General features: G+C 36.4%; 13 protein-coding genes and 1 pseudogene. 5 read left to right on the top strand and 9 right to left on the bottom strand.

The annotated features are described in order from the left end of the window. Positions 1–5: 5 nt before the first annotated feature. Positions 6–623 (bottom strand): FMN-binding negative transcriptional regulator, encoded by a 618-nt coding sequence (locus tag Q0L68_RS02265; protein ID WP_296698806.1) that lies wholly within the window; start codon positions 621–623, stop codon positions 6–8. Between the two features lie 100 nt (positions 624–723). Between Q0L68_RS02265 and Q0L68_RS02270 the strand changes: the two genes are divergently transcribed. Then, a complete protein-coding gene (locus Q0L68_RS02270) occupies positions 724–2988 on the top strand; it encodes a helix-turn-helix domain-containing protein (RefSeq protein WP_296698809.1) in 2265 nt (754 codons plus the stop codon). A 46-nt stretch (positions 2989–3034) separates the two neighbouring features. Here Q0L68_RS02270 and Q0L68_RS02275 read toward each other — a convergent pair whose 3' ends face one another. Continuing rightward, on the bottom strand, positions 3035–4681 hold the full coding sequence (locus tag Q0L68_RS02275) for a carboxylesterase family protein (protein WP_296698810.1): 1647 nt from the start codon (positions 4679–4681) through the stop codon (positions 3035–3037). 89 nt (positions 4682–4770) lie between these two features. Between Q0L68_RS02275 and Q0L68_RS02280 the strand changes: the two genes are divergently transcribed. Then, positions 4771–5469 (top strand): NUDIX domain-containing protein, encoded by a 699-nt coding sequence (locus tag Q0L68_RS02280; RefSeq protein ID WP_296698812.1) that lies wholly within the window; start codon positions 4771–4773, stop codon positions 5467–5469. A 1-nt stretch (position 5470) separates the two neighbouring features. Here Q0L68_RS02280 and Q0L68_RS02285 read toward each other — a convergent pair whose 3' ends face one another. The 3 genes from Q0L68_RS02285 to Q0L68_RS02295 form a co-directional block, all read right to left on the bottom strand. Further along, positions 5471–6640: a DUF4421 domain-containing protein gene (locus Q0L68_RS02285; protein ID WP_296698814.1), complete on the bottom strand. Its 1170-nt coding sequence runs from the start codon at positions 6638–6640 to the stop codon at positions 5471–5473. A 47-nt stretch (positions 6641–6687) separates the two neighbouring features. Further along, on the bottom strand, positions 6688–8223 hold the full coding sequence (locus tag Q0L68_RS02290) for a M20/M25/M40 family metallo-hydrolase (RefSeq protein ID WP_296698817.1): 1536 nt from the start codon (positions 8221–8223) through the stop codon (positions 6688–6690). A gap of 269 nt (positions 8224–8492) precedes the next feature. After that, a complete protein-coding gene (locus Q0L68_RS02295) occupies positions 8493–9221 on the bottom strand; it encodes a class I SAM-dependent methyltransferase (protein ID WP_296698819.1) in 729 nt (242 codons plus the stop codon). A 349-nt stretch (positions 9222–9570) separates the two neighbouring features. Between Q0L68_RS02295 and Q0L68_RS02300 the strand changes: the two genes are divergently transcribed. Then, positions 9571–10251 (top strand): twin-arginine translocation signal domain-containing protein, encoded by a 681-nt coding sequence (locus Q0L68_RS02300; protein WP_296698822.1) that lies wholly within the window; start codon positions 9571–9573, stop codon positions 10249–10251. Between the two features lie 66 nt (positions 10252–10317). On the opposite strand, the gene Q0L68_RS02305 is transcribed toward Q0L68_RS02300, so the two are convergent. Beyond that, complete coding sequence (locus tag Q0L68_RS02305) at positions 10318–11079, bottom strand: toll/interleukin-1 receptor domain-containing protein (protein WP_296698824.1); 762 nt, start codon at positions 11077–11079, stop codon at positions 10318–10320. After that, positions 11080–11865, bottom strand: coding sequence for an NYN domain-containing protein (locus Q0L68_RS02310; RefSeq protein WP_296698826.1), 786 nt, complete (start codon positions 11863–11865; stop codon positions 11080–11082). Positions 11866–12009: 144 nt separating this feature from the next. On the opposite strand from Q0L68_RS02310, the gene Q0L68_RS02315 reads away from it, so the two are divergent. Both Q0L68_RS02315 and Q0L68_RS02320 read left to right on the top strand, forming a co-directional pair. Continuing rightward, complete coding sequence (locus tag Q0L68_RS02315) at positions 12010–14184, top strand: radical SAM protein (RefSeq protein WP_296698829.1); 2175 nt, start codon at positions 12010–12012, stop codon at positions 14182–14184. A 95-nt stretch (positions 14185–14279) separates the two neighbouring features. After that, positions 14280–14849: a Pycsar system effector family protein gene (locus Q0L68_RS02320; protein WP_296698831.1), complete on the top strand. Its 570-nt coding sequence runs from the start codon at positions 14280–14282 to the stop codon at positions 14847–14849. A 57-nt stretch (positions 14850–14906) separates the two neighbouring features. On the opposite strand, the gene Q0L68_RS02325 is transcribed toward Q0L68_RS02320, so the two are convergent. Further along, positions 14907–15797: a dienelactone hydrolase family protein gene (locus Q0L68_RS02325; RefSeq protein ID WP_296698833.1), complete on the bottom strand. Its 891-nt coding sequence runs from the start codon at positions 15795–15797 to the stop codon at positions 14907–14909. 151 nt (positions 15798–15948) lie between these two features. Beyond that, positions 15949–16437 (bottom strand): annotated as a pseudogene (locus Q0L68_RS02330) (polysaccharide deacetylase family protein); the annotation flags it as partial.

Raw genomic sequence — 16437 nt, forward strand, 5'->3', positions numbered from 1 at the left:
ATTACTTACAATTTTTTCATCCGTTTTTTCATTTCCGATGCAATCTCTTTTTCAGTTTGAAAAGGACTCGCCCCAAGTTGTTTCACAATATTCTTATAATTGACTTCATCTCGATTTTGGGAGAGTTTTGCACTAGCATGAATTTCTTTGATCTTAAGCTCAATGCCTACTAAAGCTTTGACTTGGCTTTCAAGATATTTTTCACTCATTTTTTCCACTGAGACCCTGTTTGGCCTACCTTCCTCAAAAGTATCTACTAAAGATTTCAAATGATCCATTAATTCTTCCCCTTCAATTATCTTAATCGTACAGTAGGCATGAACTGCTAAATAGTTCCAAGTGGGAACATTCTCGTGGTTATACCAGGAGGAAGAAATGTATGCATGAGGACCCTGAAAGATAACTAAAACTTCATTCCGTAATTCTTTCCATTGGGGATTGGCTTTCGCTACATGACCAGAAAGCATAGGATCACCATTTTTATCCCTCTTCAGCATCAATGGAAGATGTGTTGCCCAAGGTCTTCCTGCATAAGTCGAAACCAGAGTAGCGAAAGAGTTTTTTTGGATGAACTCCGAGATTTCAGATTCTTCTTCCCATCGGTTCAGCGGGTGGATATACATGGATTTCTTGGTTAAAAAACGAAATTAGAAAAAATGAAATTTTGAAGAGCGAGAAATTGACCTTTATTTCACGAGAGATTATTTTTATTAATTTAGTTAAATGGAAAATCAGACCTCTGAAAAACTTGAATTTGCGGCAAAATTTGTGAACAATACCGGTGCTCCAATTTTCCTTACCGGAAAAGCAGGAACGGGTAAGACTACTTTTTTGAGAGATTTGGCTAAACGTACGCATAAAAGACATGTTATTCTTGCACCAACGGGAATTGCGGCTCTCCATGCCAAAGGTGTTACAATCCATTCTCAATTTTTATTGCCCTTGGGTAGTTTTTTGCCCGTGCGAGAGCCTGAAGGGAATTTCACAGATCAATATGGTTTTTATACCCAACATACTTTGAGCAGAAGGCATCCTTTAAATCAGCTTCGTAAAAGTGTTTTGAAAGCAGTGGAGCTTTTAGTAATTGACGAGGTGAGTATGCTGCGTGCCGATGTCTTGGATGCGATAGATTATCGGATGAAAAGTGTCAAAGGTAATTTTAGGGAGCCTTTTGGTGGGGTGCAGGTACTGATGATTGGAGATTTATACCAATTGCCACCAATCGTAAAAGAACATGAATGGCAGGTTTTAAACCGGTTTTATAATAGCATGCATTTTTTCGAAGCCAAGGCACTTCAGAATTCTGGCTTGGTTTATTTAGAGTTGGATAAGATTTTTAGGCAACAGGATAATGAATTTATTGATGTTCTAAATCATTTAAGGGATAATCGCGTAACTCAACAGGATGTAAATCTTTTAAATAAGCATTTCAAAAGTAATGAGGAAATCAAACAGCTAGAAGAGGAATATATTACCATCACTACACACAACTATAAAGCTGATCAGCTCAATCAGAAAGAGTTAGAAAATTTGTCTGGGAAGTCCTGTTTTTTTGATGCAGAAATAGAAGGGGAGTTTCCGGAATCTTTATATCCTTTGCCTGAAAGACTGGAATTGAGAGAGGCAGCTCAGATTATGTTTGTAAAGAATGACAGTTCTGGAAATGCCTCCTATTTTAATGGAAAAATTGCTAAGGTAATTCATTTGGAAAAGGATGAAATCCTAGTGCAAATGCAGGATACGGAAGAAGAATACACCCTAAGGAGAGAGGTTTGGGAAAACAAAAAATATATTGTCAATCCAGAAACTAAAGAACTGGACGAGGAAGTTATTGGAACTTTTTCCCAGTATCCAATCAAACTAGCTTGGTCAGTAACTGTGCACAAAAGCCAAGGTTTGACCTTTGATCGAGCTATCATTGATGTGGGACAAGCTTTCGCGCCAGGACAGGTTTATGTGGCTTTGAGTAGATTGAGGAGCTTGGAAGGCTTGGTGCTGAGAAGTAAAATTCAATCCAGCTTGGTCTATTCAGACCACCAGGTTGTGAATTTTTCCCAAAATGCAGGAAACCAAATGCACCTTCAAGAATTGTTGCAAAGGCATCAAAGCCATTATTTGGGAAGCCTGATTGAAAGGACTTTTGATTTACTTCCGATACTTAAAGAATTGGAGATTTTTCAAAAAGAGCAAAATAGCAACCTTGAATTTGAAGATGCAGAAATGCAACAGACAATTCCAGAGGTGTATCAAATGCTTTCTTCCGAAGTAGGAAATACAGAAAAATTCAGGAGACAATTGTTGTTTCTTTTGCAGGAAAACCAATCTCAAAAACTGCTGGAAAGAATTCAAAAAGGTGGGCAATATTATAGAGAACTGATTGCAAATTCAGTGAATAAAATTTTATCCCAAGCTGGTATGGTAGAGCAGTTTTCCAGAACAAAAAAATATCTGGACGGACTGGAATCAGTAGAGGAGAGTTTATTGAGAAAATATTTAGAATTGAGCAAATTAGGACGATTAATCCAAGCTATTTCTTCCGGCAATTCACCTGGAAGGATGGAGGATTTAGAAGAGGAAATGCTCCATCTTAGAAGGCAGTTTATTTTCAAAGCAAAAGAGAAAGCTGCAGAAAAAATAAAGAGTATCAAATCAAAAACCGGTCGTAAGAAATCTGGAGCGTTAAAGCCGAAAAGGCAAAAGGGTGATTCTTTTGAAGTGACTTATCAGCTATATAAAGAAGGAAAATCGATAGAAGAGATAGCAAAAGAAAGAAGCTTAGCTCAATCAACTATAAAAAGTCATTTGGCGCATGGCATTGAAACCGGTCGTGTGGAGCTGGAAAATTGTCTTCCGGAATATGTGATTTCTGAAATCAAAGATCAGTTAGAAAAGCAAAGTAGCATAACCGAATTAAGGGAGTATTTCAACGGTAAATATGATTACGGTACCATCAAAATGGTAATCGCAGGAAATAAAGTAGGTTTTTAAAAATAAAAAAGGGGGCTTTAGACCCCCGGATTGGAAAAGGAATAGATTAATTTTTGGTGTTTCCGTAATATTTATCATGGAAGTGGTAGCGGGCTTGGTCGGTAGCCTGGATCAATTTACTATCGACATCTATGATCATTGTTGGAGGAGTATCATCTGAACCTTCAATTTTTTCCCAATTAGGAAGACCTTCACCATTTGGATTACCTGTTTTGATGAAATTTTCAAAGAAAGTCATAAAGGTTTTTGAGACTTGATAATCTTCTTGAGTCCAATCAAAAACTTCAACTAAATGCAAGTTTCCCATAGCATATTCGATTTCACATGCATGCGGAGCTCCAATTGGTTCAGGCATTTTTGGTCCGCCTTCTATGGTACCACCCGCTAATCCAGGAGTTAAATTGGTATTTTTCAATGGAGGCCTAAGTTTGCTGTATAAATATCGATAGACAGGCTGACTTGAGTTTTTGGCATGTAAATCAAGCCATTTCCAAGTGCTGTAAGCGATAAACCCATCGGAAGCTAAATCAGTCGCAGATCTTTCCACTTCCTCTTTTGTTTCATGTGGATGAAGTTTTAAGACTTCCTCCCAATCGTTTGGGTATATTTCTTTTACTTTGGAAATAAATGAATCCTTGGAATAAGGCTGGCCTTGCATGAAGGACATACCGGGAATCTCAGCAGAATTCCATCCAGCTAAAAGGGGAACCATGGCTTGTTCTTTTGCTTTAAAAATCTCAGGAAGGGTTTTTGGAAGGAAATAACCATCTAAAACAATTGGGAATCCAAATCTTTTAGACTCATTGTAGATTTCATAAATCTCCTTTGTAGAAAGATTTCTAAGTTCTTCAATGCTGTTGAAACCTGCAGCTTTTGCAAAATCTAGTCCGGTTTTTTCTGCTTCGGCAAGGCTCATAGGTGCCAAAGTAGGATTGATTCCAGCACCACTTTCTCCAATAGCTCCAGCGATTAAGTCTTTGGAAAGGGGAGATGCCATTTGGTAACTAACAGAGACCGAACCAGCCGATTCTCCAGCAATTGTAACTTTGGTAGGATCACCTCCGAAAGCTGCAATATTGTCTTTTACCCACTTCAGAGAAGCCATTTGATCCAAAAACCCATAATTGCCGGAAGCTTTGTAAGGTGCTTCAGCACTAAGTTCTGGATGGGCTAGAAATCCAAATATGTTCAGTCTATAATTAACTGTAACTACGACAATCCCTTTCTGAGCCATAGCTTCACCATTGTATCTTGGCTCAGATCCATCTCCAGCTACAAATCCACCACCATAGAAATATACCAAAACAGGTAGGTCTTTGCTGTTTCTATCAGCAGGAGTCCATACGTTCAAATAAAGACAGTCTTCACTTAGTCCATCTGACTTAAAATCCATGTCTCCAAATACTGGAGCTTGAACAGCTCTTGGGCCAAAAGCCATCGTTTTTTTAATTCCTGACCAGTTGTCAAGTGGTTGTGGAGCTTTCCATCGAAGATCTCCTACAGGTGGTTTGGCAAATGGGATTCCGAAGAATTTTTGAATGCCCGATTTGGTGTCAAAAGATCCTTCGATTATTCCGTTTTTTATTTTAGTTTGCACGGCAAATCCATTTAGGTTTTGGGCATTTATCTGAAAGGTAATAAAAGTCAAAATAGCCAAACCATAAATCTGAAGGATGTTAAAAGCAAATTTCATCTAGTGAGTTTATTGTATCGTTGTGAAACAATAGTAATTGCTTATTTTTGAAAATCCAATTAGTAATACAAGTTTTTATAGCTTAACCCATGACTTTGCCCCGCACCGAATATCTCCCAAATATTTCCTACGATTCAGTCATTTTCGGTTTTTCTGGAGAAAAATTGAAAATTCTGATCATAGAGTATCATAATATGAAAACATTTGCTTTGCCCGGGGGATTTGTGAAAATGGGCGAACCATTGGATGAGGCAGTTAAAAGAGGCTTGACTGAGCGAACTGGCTTAGATCAGATCTATTTGGAACAATTCCACACCTTCGGTTCCATGCAGCGGTTCAAACCTGAAATTATGCGCCGTATCCTTGAGGAACAAGGTCATTATGAAGAAGACCATTGGATGTTAGGCCGCTTTGTTACAGTAGCGTATTATGCTTTGATTAATTATGAAAATGTAACTCCCACTCCGGATGTTTTATCAGATTCTATCGAGTGGTATGATTTTGATAATCTTCCAGAGTTGATGATGGACCATCAGGAAATAGTTGATAAAGCATTGGAGCATTTAAGAGTTCATTTGGACCATAAATTATTGAGCTTTAACCTTTTACCTGAGATGTTTACCATGAAGGATCTCCAGCAAGTGTATGAGGCGATATTAGGTGAAAGTTTAAATAGAGCAAATTTCCAAAGAAAAATGCTCAGTCTTAACATTTTGGAAAGGCATGATAAACTCTATACTGGAGGATCTCATAAAGCGCCATTTCTGTACAGTTTTAAAAAAGGATGATCTAATTTAAAATAGGAATAGCATCGACTGTTTTTCGAAGTTTTTTAGGTGCAAACAGCCTATAACCGACATGTACTTGTGTGTAGACACGCCAGTCGGCATTGATCACTGAAGTATTTTGTTGTTTGAACTGCCTGTTTTCTGCGGTCACAAAAAATCCCGAAAAAAAACGCTCTCCATTATAACCGATAGCACCTCTTCCATCCCATTTAAATACCCCGTTGTTTTGCTTTGATTCAATTTGCTCATCAATATAACGTGTGGTTACTTTTGAAAAAAGAATTCCATAACCTAAAGAGGCTCCTGCTGAGATATAGAACTGTTTATTTAAAACGTAAGTATAGTAGTAACCGGCATTTGCAATTATTTCAAAATTCTTTGACTTCTGAGTGGATATTGTGGGGCTTGGAGTTTCCCGATTATCCATTATGTAATATCGATAAAGTAATGTCGGAAGAAATGTGCCTGCACTTTTTAGCTGGCGCTCAGTCCCGGTAAAGAGTGCTTTGGTAGAAAAATGTTGGTTGAAATTATACCCTGTTATTCCTTGAAAACTTCTGTAGTGTAAGTTTGGGAATTGGATGTATGGATCGCCTTCATTCCAATTAGGGTCAAAATCAGCAGTATTATCCAAATAATATCCTGTAGTTCTCGTATAGCTCAAATCTTGAACCCAATGTGTGAAATTAAATCCTGTCGAAAAACCAAGTCCTGTGGTTTTGCCCTTGACTAAATTATCATCATTCCCTGAAATGAATTTGGGAATAAAGCTAAAGCCTATTGATAAAAATCTATAGTTTAAATTCAATTTCAGAACTGAATTTCCATTTGGATAGATTTTCGTAATTGTTGGATCGGAATCAATGGAAAACCGCTCATTATCGTTGACAAAGCTCAATCTAAAGGCCAGATAATTACTCATGTTTTCTATAAAACCATCTTGAATTATAATTCCAATTGGTACAGGAGAAGTATCAGATTTAGCAAATAAATAATCTTCTGTATTTGAAATAAAATTTTTCTCAAAGGCAGATTTTCTGATTATTCTATCTTTAGCATTGTCTTTATCTCCTCCTATTCCTTTAGTGTTAAGATCTTGATCCTGAGCTAGAAGGATGCCTGATATCGAGAAGAAAAACCCTATTACCCAAACTATTTTTAAAAATTTCATTTCGGACATTTTTGTTAATCCAATTTACATTTTATTCCCAATTTCTGTTACTTCAAGCGAAGTTCATCTTGAGTCTTTTCTGTTAAAATAGCCAGAATAGCGGTGATACCTTCCCGGTAATTTCCTAGTCGAATATTTTCATTTGGACTATGCTGATTGTTATCAGAATTCACTGTGGGAATTGTAACTGCTGGGATCCCTAAGGCATCCACAAAAGGAGAAATAGGAATAGAGCCTCCCGAAATTCTTATTTGTACAGGGTCTTTATCAAATGCTCTCCGCATGGCTGATCGAAGCCATTTTCCTGTTTCAGAATCCATAGGTGTCCTAAATGCCTGATAGGAAATTGAATATACCATTTTCACAATCTTTGGATATTTCATTCTTTCCTCATCAGTCGGGTCTTCTCGAACTATATGAAATCCCTGACTTTCAATATGGTTTTTTATTAATGAGAATAAACGCTCTGGATCAGATTCAGGAACCAATCTTACATCAATTTCAGCGATGGCTGTAGCTGGAACAATCGTCCTAGCTTCATTACCCACCCATGCTGATTCCAACCCTCGGATGTTTAGAGAAGGATATTGAATACTTTCCTGATAAGTTTGTCCAACCTGATCAGTTCTTCCGATTCCCAGTTTTTTCTGAATAGCTTTTTCATCGTCTGGAACTTTAGCTAAAATTTCCTTTTCAGTTTCGCTAAGTTCAATTCCATCATAATAGCCTGGTATTGATACTCTCCCGTTTTCATCCTTCATTGATGCTAAAAGTTGAGAAAGTAATAAGGCTGGATTCGGTGCATAATTTCCATAGTGGCCACTATGTTGAGAGAATTTTGGTCCGTAGGTTGTCAGAGTTAAATCAGCAATTCCTCTGGCTCCAAAACTCAAAGTTGGTTCATTGCTGGTATGACGAGGGCCATCCATAATCAGCATCATATCTGCTGCTAATTTTTCTTTGTATTTGATTACTGCTGAAGGAAGCTTGGGAGACCCTTGTTCCTCTTCAAAATCCAAAATAATTTTCACATTATAATCTGGTGAAAGACCTTCATCAGACAAAGCATCCCAAGCCGTCAAGAACATGGCTACTGGCCCTTTGTCATCTGATGTGGAGCGTGCAAAAATTCTCCAATTGGGGTCATATTCTGTTTTTAGCCTATCACTAGGGATTTCAGTCCATTCTCCCTTTGCATTGATTTCCTTCAAAACAGGCTTATACGGATCTGGCTGAAACCATTTACTCAAATCTACTGCCTGTCCATCCATGTGAAAATAAAATAAGGCGGTTTTGGTGGCACCAGTTTGCTTTTTCTCTACCAGCAAAAGTGGTATTCCATCAGTAGAGAGCCTTTCGGTCGAATAGCCCCTTTTTTCAAATTGATCTTCTGACCATTTGATATTTACTTCAATTTGCTCTGGAAATACCGCATTGTTAGGTATGCTAACAATCTCTTGAAGCAATTCAACTCCATGTTGCCATTTCTGATCAGTAAGTCTTTCTAGTTCGCCTTTTTCTAAATTTTGAGCAAAGCTTTGAATGCAAATGAAAGTTATTGCAAGGATTAAGAGTCTTTTCATAAAGATTTAAATTGGGAATAAAATTAGGTAAATAGGCTTCTAAAAGAAAGAAGCTTTTCCTGATTGGCCAAATAAATTATGAAGCTTAATCAATCCAATTTCAACTCAATTAATATCTCTCCATTTTATTTTGAAATATTTTTCAACTTTTGCGGCAAAATTCACTACGTACAAAAACTCATTAAAATTTCGAGTAAATTCTAAACTCAAGAATATTGAGTCAAAGTATTATAAATCAAATAATTAAATTCATTTTTAATTGAATTAATTCATTCTGTTTTTTGAAAAATCAAATAGTGTTGAATTGGAAGAAATTTACCATTCTTCACCAATTCAAAACCATTCGCTTTGAGCTCTTTTTTGGCCTGTTTCTCAGTCATTTTATGAAGAGGCTTGATATTGATTGTCGGATCTTCACCTTTATATTCAAGAAGCAATATTTTTCCATCAGGTTTCAATGATTTATAAATTGCACTAAGCATTTCTTGTGGATAAGATAATTCATGATACACATCTACCATAATGACGAGGTCCACTTCACCTTGAGGAAGATTTGGAGATTTTTCGGTCCCTTTTAGAGGAAATACATTTTGAACCCCAAGATTTTCGCTTTTTTGCTGAATGTAGGAAATGGCCTCTTCTTGAATGTCAACAGCATATACTTTGCCCTCAGGAACCAATGGAGCAATCCGAAAAGTATAATAACCAGAACCAGCGCCAATATCAGCCACTACACTTTTTGAATTAATAGGAAGGTTTTCTAAAGCGGCGGCAATTCCTTCCTCTCGCTCTCTTTCTGCTCTTTCTAACCAGTCTTTTCCGGCAAATCCCATTACATGGGAGATTTCTCTACCTAAATAAACCTTTCCAGTACCATCCCAATTCGGATCTTTATATTTATAGATGTCTTCAGAATTAGTGTTGTTTGATTGAGCCTGGCATGATAAGCCGAGAAATGAAATAAGAATAATGAGGGTAAAAGAGGCGTAATTTTTCATATAAAGACTTTTAGGATTAAACTCTATAATTAAAGTCTTGTTTTAATCCGGTTACATATCCCTGTTTTAGGCATAATTTAATTTTGAATAATTTCAAGTGCTGATAAAATAGTACTATAGAAAGAAAATTGAATTATTACGATTGTATTTTTCTTATTAAGTGTGTTTTAAATTGAATACCGATTACTAAAGTTTTCATTCTCTAAAGCATTATGTTAACCAATTATTTAATTAATTCATTTTCAGTGTTTTAATTGATTAATCAAAATTAAAAGGCTACATTCAGTAATGTTATTTTTTAGCTGCCTCAATTGTATTATCGTAATCCTTTAACTCAATTAATTTTTATATGAAAGATCAAAATAGTAATTCTCGAAGAAGTTTTCTTGGAAAAATCGCACTCGGTTCAGCCGTGGGAGGGTTTTCTGGTATAGTGAGTCCTGCTTTAGGAAGTTCATTAAAAGAAAATAAAGTTTCTATGCATGAAGCTGATGAATGGTTTAAAAAAATCAAAGGTACTCATCGGGTGGTTTATGATGGTTCTACACCACACGATGGGTTTGCAATAATTTGGAATTGGGTTTTTTACCTCACAAATAACCAAACTGATAGTCCTGATTCAGACATTACTGCCATGACTGTTCTTCGTCATAGCGGAATTGGTTTTGCTCTTGAGGATAGACTATGGTCAAAATATAAGTTGGGAGAGTTTTTAGGTGTTAATGATCCTGCTACAGGAAAACCTTCCTTGAGAAATCCTTATTATGATCCAAAACCCGGTGATTTCCCAATGCCTCAAATTCAAGGGATAAAAGGACTTCAGGAAAGAGGTGCTATGTTTTGTGTTTGTGGTTTAGCAATTCAGGTTAATAGTGGAGGAATCGCAGGAAAAATGAATTTAAATCCTGAGGAAGTTACCAAAGACATGATGAGTGGAGTTCTTCCGGGAATTCAAGTAGTTCCATCAGGAGTTTGGGCTTTAGGAAGAGCTCAGGAACATGGTTGTGCCTATGTTTTTGCTGGTGGATAATTTTAAGTCGCTAGAAATCTAATAGCTTTCAAATCTTTTAACTTTAAAGGGCCAAATGGCCCTTTTTTATTGATCCAAAATTTCCTCAAGTTCATCCCATGAGATACATTGATCAATACCAGAAAAATTGATCTTGGCTGAATCTGGATAGTTGAGAAAAAATACTTGACGGTGATTATCAAAAAATCTTCGGAAAATTTCCTGACTAATTTTATTCCCTTCGATTATCTCTTCAAGATTTAATTCAAGTTTATTGTCTAAAAAACCAAAAATCAATTTTTTGTTATTCAAAGCAAATTCAATCTCTTTGGCAGACCAAATTGAGGAAATTAAATTTTTTGAAATAAATACTCCAAAATATGGGAGACTTTCAATGGCCTCTTTGACCTTCTGATTTATGTGCTGGTATTTTAGTATTTCAGTTTCTGCAATCCAGGCATGCAATTCTAAGTTACTTAAATCTTTTGCTAGGTTTATTACTTGTTCGGAATCTTTGAAACTGTGAGAAAGAAATAGATTCTTGGAGTCTATTCTATCCAATTCATCAATGAGAATCTGTTCATCCTGTTTATAGATATCTAAAACATCGCGCTTTTTAACTCGATCTATATGACCCCATAGTACATCGAGACTTTTCTTAGAGGGCAGTGTTGAAAATCTGAATTTTTGATTTTCAGAATCTTTGAATTCTCTAATCAAAAGTTCATCTAATTCGGTCGGGGAATATTGAGTTAAGTTTAATTTATGGATCATAGCAGACGAGGTATTCCATTTATAATTGGAATCCAGCAAAAACTGCTCGATTTTCTCTCTTAGCTCTTTTACCATCTATCTTAATTTCACCAAAGGATAATTCAGTCCGTTCACTTCGTTTTTGATGACTTGGTATTTCTTTAAGCTTTTAAAAAGCTCAGTTAGGTTCCTAAACCCATAGGACCGAGGATCGAATGAGGGATCGATTTTACGCAAGGAAGCGCCAATTTTTGCAATATGAATCTCTTCTTCTTCATCAGAAGATATTTCAAATGCTCTGTCAATTAACCCAATATCTAATGTTGGAGACTCTTTTAGAATATCTTCATTTTTGGCCTCATCTAGTTTCACTGCATCCTTCCGATTGGTTTTGGGTTGATACTTTTCGGTTTTCGTAGATTCTTGCTTTTCAGTTTCTTCTTTGTGTGCTAAGTTTTCAGAAAAGGTGAATATTTCGCAGGACTGAACAAATGCTTTTGGGGTGATTCTTCTTCCGATACCCATCACGAAAAGACCTTCTTCCCGGATTCTTTTAGCAAGGCCAGTATAGTCTGAATCGCTGGAAACAATGCAAAACCCATCCACACTATCGCTATGAAGAATATCCATTGCGTCAATGATCATTGAGCTATCAGTTGAATTTTTTCCTGTGGTATAAGAAAATTTTTGGATGGGATTAAAGGAATGTTGATTGATTAATTCTTTCCAGCTGTTCATCTGAGGCGTCGTCCAATCTCCATAAATTCTACGAATAGTAGCTTTTCCGTATTTAGAAACTTCTTCTAGAATTTCCTTTAAAAGTTTGGCTTGGGCATTATCACCATCGATCAAAACAGCAATATTAAATTTATTATCTCTCATATTTAAAATTTCTTAATAGGTAAATCTACCAAAATTTGGATGGTTATTCATGGAGACCATTTGTCCAGTTTTGTTTTAATTCAAAAGACATAATCAGAATCAAGGATTCTTTACGAACTTTGATTATCAATAAATTTATTCCTTGTGGCTTCAAAAGTACTTTTTATCACTCCTCCTTTTACGCAGCTTAATACGCCTTATCCGGCTACTGCTTATCTCAAAGGCTACCTGAATACTTTGGGTATTCCCTCCAATCAAATGGATCTTGGGATAGAAGTAATTCTTAAGTTGTTTTCAAAGGATGGTTTGAAAAAAGTTTTTGGATTAATTGATGAACAAGAGATTGAATTATCAGATAATTCTGCAAGAATCGTTCGGCTTAAAGCAAATTATATTCAAACCATAGATCCTGTTATTTCATTTCTTCAGGATAAGAATCCGACTTTGGCTTATCAAATTTCAGAAGGGGACTTCCTTCCAGAGGCAAGTAGGTTTGAGGAGTTGGATGATCTTGAATGGGCATTTGGAACTTTAGGAGTGCGTGATAAGGCTAGGTATTTTGCCACACTTTATCTAGAAGATATTGGAGATTTAATTACGGAAGCAATTGACCCAAATTTTGGTTTTAGTCGCTACGCAGAGCGATTGGGAATCTCTGCCAATAAGTTTGATGAAATGAATCAAGCTTTAAATGGAGAAACCGGCCTGATAGATCAAATCATGTTGGAAATACTTGAAAAAAAGCTGAAAGAAACCAAACCAAACTCTGTTGCTTTTTCAGTCCCATTCCCTGGAAATCTTTATGGAGCTTTGAAATGTGGGCAATTTGTCAAAGAGAAGTATCCTGAAATTAAAGTATGGATGGGAGGCGGATACCCAAATACAGAATTACGGTCTTTGAAAGATCCAAGAGTTTTTGATTTTGTAGATTTTATTGTTCTAGACGACGGAGAGGCGCCAGTTCGTTTACTTTTAGAATATTTGGATGGCAATAGACAGTTAAATGAGCTAAAAAGAACATTTATTAGGGAAAATGGGAAAGTGAAACTGCTGAATAACTCTGCTGTTAAAGATGTCTCTCAAAGGGATGTTGGAACACCTGATTATAGTGACTTAAAGTTGAGGGACTATTTATCAGTGATAGAAGTAGCAAATCCAATGCATCGATTATGGAGTGATGGTCGATGGAATAAGCTGACCTTAGCTCATGGATGTTATTGGGGTAAATGTACTTTTTGCGATATCTCGCTTGACTATATTGGAAGGTATGAACCTATTACTGCGTCGATTCTTTGTGACCGGATCGAAGAAATTATGGCTCAAACTGGCGAAAATGGATTTCACTTTGTAGACGAAGCTGCCCCACCAGCGTTAATGCGCGATTTGGCAATTGAGATTTTGAGAAGAGAGATTACAGTTGTTTGGTGGACAAATATCCGGTTTGAAAATAGTTTCTCTGCAGACTTATGTAGACTCTTACGTGCTTCAGGATGTATAGCTGTATCTGGAGGTTTAGAAGTTGCTTCTGATCGATTACTTGCTTTGATAAAAAAGGGCGTTACAGTATCTCAAGTTGCTCAGGTCTGCAATCATTTTACACAATCCGGAATTATGGTACATGCCTATTTGATGTATGGATTTCCAACTCAAACTACCCAAGAGACAGTGGACTCCATGGAAATGGTAAGGCAATTATTTCAAACCGGTGTTTTACAATCCGCCTTTTGGCATCGATTTGCAATGACTGCTCATAGTCCCGTAGGGCTAGATCCAGAAGCTTTTAATGTTCAGAGAATAGGCTCGGAAGAAGGTGAATTTGCAAACAATGAATTAGAATTTGAAGACCCAGTTGGTGCTGATCACTCTAAATTTAGTCAGGGATTAAGAAAATCACTTTTTAACTACATGCATGGAGTAGGCTTTGAAATACCCTTGCAAGATTGGTTTGAAGTGAGAATACCAAAAACTACTGTTTCCAAGAATTTTATTTCCAAAGCAATTCAAAACGGACCTGAAACAGATTATAAAAATCAGCAGCGAATATTATGGATAAGATCCTTACCGGAATTGGTGCCCTTTGAGGAAGACAGTTTTTGTGAATTGGTTTTCTCAGGAAAGAAGGAAGATTTTGCAATGGAATTACCGCTTGAGCTAGGAGCTTGGATTGCTAATCTTCTTGGAAAAGTATCCTATACCCAGGAACTGCAGACTTTGAAACCTATAAAAGAAAGTTATGAGGAAGAAATAGGTGATTTTGAAGAATTAGTAGAATCTGAAGTTTGGGAAATTTTAAGAGAGCAAGGGCTATTGATTTTCTAAATGTTATATACGCCCTAATAGATTCATCTAAATGACCTAGGGCTATTTATCTTGAAAAATTATTGTGTAAATTCCATTCTCACTTTAAAAAGATTATGGAAGAACCAATACGTATTAAAAAAGAAAAGCCGGATAGAGAACATCAGACTTTTTTTAGAGTGACTTTTAAAAACAACTGTAATCTTCTTCAGATTGCTGATAATAAAGCAAACATCATAATCAGTATCAATGCCTTAGTGATATCTTCTTTGGTAGCAATTATGGGTTATGGTACTATTTCACATCAAATAGAGGTACAAAGTCCAATTACCTTAACTCCAGTTTTACTTCTGATTACCGCCTGTTTTATCTCTACAATTTTGGCAGTTCAGTCTGCCAAACCCAAAATAATGGGGGATAAGGGTGAAACAGAAAACCCTACAAAATCTAGCATCATGTTTTTCGGTTCAAGTGAAAACTTAACAATGGATCAATACCTCCTTGAAGTAGAACGGATTTTACCCTCCAAAAAAGAAATTCAGGAACAAATGTCCATTGCGTTGTTTTATCAAGCGAAAGTTTTGAATAAAAAATATAGTCTTCTAAGGCATGCGTATAATGTATTTATTATTGGCCTCGGTTTAGGAGTTATTACTTTTTTAATTTTCCTGAGTATGGCTTTTTAGGACAAAAAAAAGGGAAACTAATCTTAATAGTTTCCCTTTTTCTGCTCTTTAAATAGTTTAGCCTTTTAAATGTTTATTGAAAAATCCGATGGTTCTTTCCCAGGCTAGTGTAGCGGCAGCTTCATCATACCTTGGCGTAGTATTATTATGAAAGCCATGGTTGACATCAGGATATACAAATGCTTGATATTCGACATTATTGGCCTTTAAAACTTTTTCATAATCAGGCCAACCTGCATTAACTCGCTCATCCAATCCTGCATATTGAAGCATCAATGGGGCTTTGATTTTTGCAGCTTCTTCAGCAGATGGTTGCCCGCCATAAAAAGGTACAGAAGCTCCCAAGTCAGGAAGTCTTACTGCCATCATATTGGAAATCCAACCGCCAAAACAGAACCCTACAACTCCTACCTCGCCCGTACAGTTTGGGTGATTCTTTAAAGTTTCATAGGCTGCAATAAAATCTTCCAGCATTTCATTTCTATCTCTTTTAGACTGCATGGTACGACCTTCGTCATCATTGCCGGGATAGCCGCCAAGGGGAGTCAAAGCGTCTGGTGCCAAGGAAATAAATCCTGCTACGGCACATCTTTTCCCCACGTCTTCAATGTAGGGGTTTAGACCTCTGTTTTCATGGACTACCACAATTCCCGGTACTTTCCCATTCATTCCCGTTGGAGTGGATAATAAACCCTTTATTTTTCCTCCTCCTTTGGGAGAATCATACATGATGTATTCAGACTCCAATCGTTCATCTCCAGCTAGGATAGTTTTTGTATCTACATAATTCGGCATCATTGCACTCATGAGTGATGCTACTGTAATACCCCCTACCGCATATGCCGATAGTTTCTCCACAAAAGTTCTTCTGTCTAACTTATTATGCGCATAAGCATCATACAGATCAAATACTTCCTGTTTAATATCTTCTTTCTTTAATTCTTTCATTTTTTAACTAGTTATAATTTGAGTTTTTTTTTGGTTTCAAGCCTAATTTATTCAAAATCAGTTTGTTTTCAGAATTCTTTTGTTTAAAGTAATTTATTGAGAATGAATGGTCTTTTTTTAAAGGATTCTATTTTTCAATTTTGATCTTCAATTAATTTGAGATAGACAAAGTGGACTCTGATAAGGCCATTGGGAATAAAACATAGCTACCCGTTTCATCTTTCATAATTTCGAGATTTTTATCATTATCAATTTTTACCTGTTCCCAATCTTCTGGAATATAAGTTTTAATAGATAATGGAATAGAATAAACAGATGGATCTAAGTCTGAATCCAGCGAAATAGTGATCTTATTATTATCTAGTTTACTAGAAACCTGAGTATTTTGGCGAGCCCTTACATACTTGGTGACATCCCGGAATGTTTCAATCCAAATCTCTTTTTCCTTTGATTTCATAAAGGAGAAATATTCCTCTAATTGCTCTTTTGTTTTAGGTTCCCAGCCTAGATTCTCAACTCCATGAATTACCAAAACCAACCAAATATTGTCGTGATTCAATGTAGTGTCGATCCATGCTTTCATATCTTCAAAAGAATGTCGGGATAGGATTCCTCTTTGCCATTGTACATATTCTTTTTG

It is taken from the genome of Algoriphagus sp. (genome assembly GCF_024642405.1).
In the GTDB taxonomy this organism is placed as follows: domain Bacteria; phylum Bacteroidota; class Bacteroidia; order Cytophagales; family Cyclobacteriaceae; genus Algoriphagus.

Excerpts from the sequence above, each read along its gene's own strand:
- Q0L68_RS02320 (WP_296698831.1), top strand. The coding sequence starts at position 14,280 with ATGGAAGAACCAATACGTATTAAAAAAGAAAAGCCGGATAGAGAACAT.
- Q0L68_RS02290 (WP_296698817.1), bottom strand. The coding sequence starts at position 8,223 with ATGAAAAGACTCTTAATCCTTGCAATAACTTTCATTTGCATTCAAAGC.
- Q0L68_RS02300 (WP_296698822.1), top strand. The coding sequence starts at position 9,571 with ATGAAAGATCAAAATAGTAATTCTCGAAGAAGTTTTCTTGGAAAAATC.
- Q0L68_RS02275 (WP_296698810.1), bottom strand. The coding sequence starts at position 4,681 with ATGAAATTTGCTTTTAACATCCTTCAGATTTATGGTTTGGCTATTTTG.
- Q0L68_RS02325 (WP_296698833.1), bottom strand. The coding sequence starts at position 15,797 with ATGAAAGAATTAAAGAAAGAAGATATTAAACAGGAAGTATTTGATCTG.
- Q0L68_RS02295 (WP_296698819.1), bottom strand. The coding sequence starts at position 9,221 with ATGAAAAATTACGCCTCTTTTACCCTCATTATTCTTATTTCATTTCTC.
- Q0L68_RS02310 (WP_296698826.1), bottom strand. The coding sequence starts at position 11,865 with ATGAGAGATAATAAATTTAATATTGCTGTTTTGATCGATGGTGATAAT.
- Q0L68_RS02305 (WP_296698824.1), bottom strand. The coding sequence starts at position 11,079 with ATGGTAAAAGAGCTAAGAGAGAAAATCGAGCAGTTTTTGCTGGATTCC.
- Q0L68_RS02285 (WP_296698814.1), bottom strand. The coding sequence starts at position 6,640 with ATGAAATTTTTAAAAATAGTTTGGGTAATAGGGTTTTTCTTCTCGATA.
- Q0L68_RS02270 (WP_296698809.1), top strand. The coding sequence starts at position 724 with ATGGAAAATCAGACCTCTGAAAAACTTGAATTTGCGGCAAAATTTGTG.
- Q0L68_RS02280 (WP_296698812.1), top strand. The coding sequence starts at position 4,771 with ATGACTTTGCCCCGCACCGAATATCTCCCAAATATTTCCTACGATTCA.
- Q0L68_RS02265 (WP_296698806.1), bottom strand. The coding sequence starts at position 623 with ATGTATATCCACCCGCTGAACCGATGGGAAGAAGAATCTGAAATCTCG.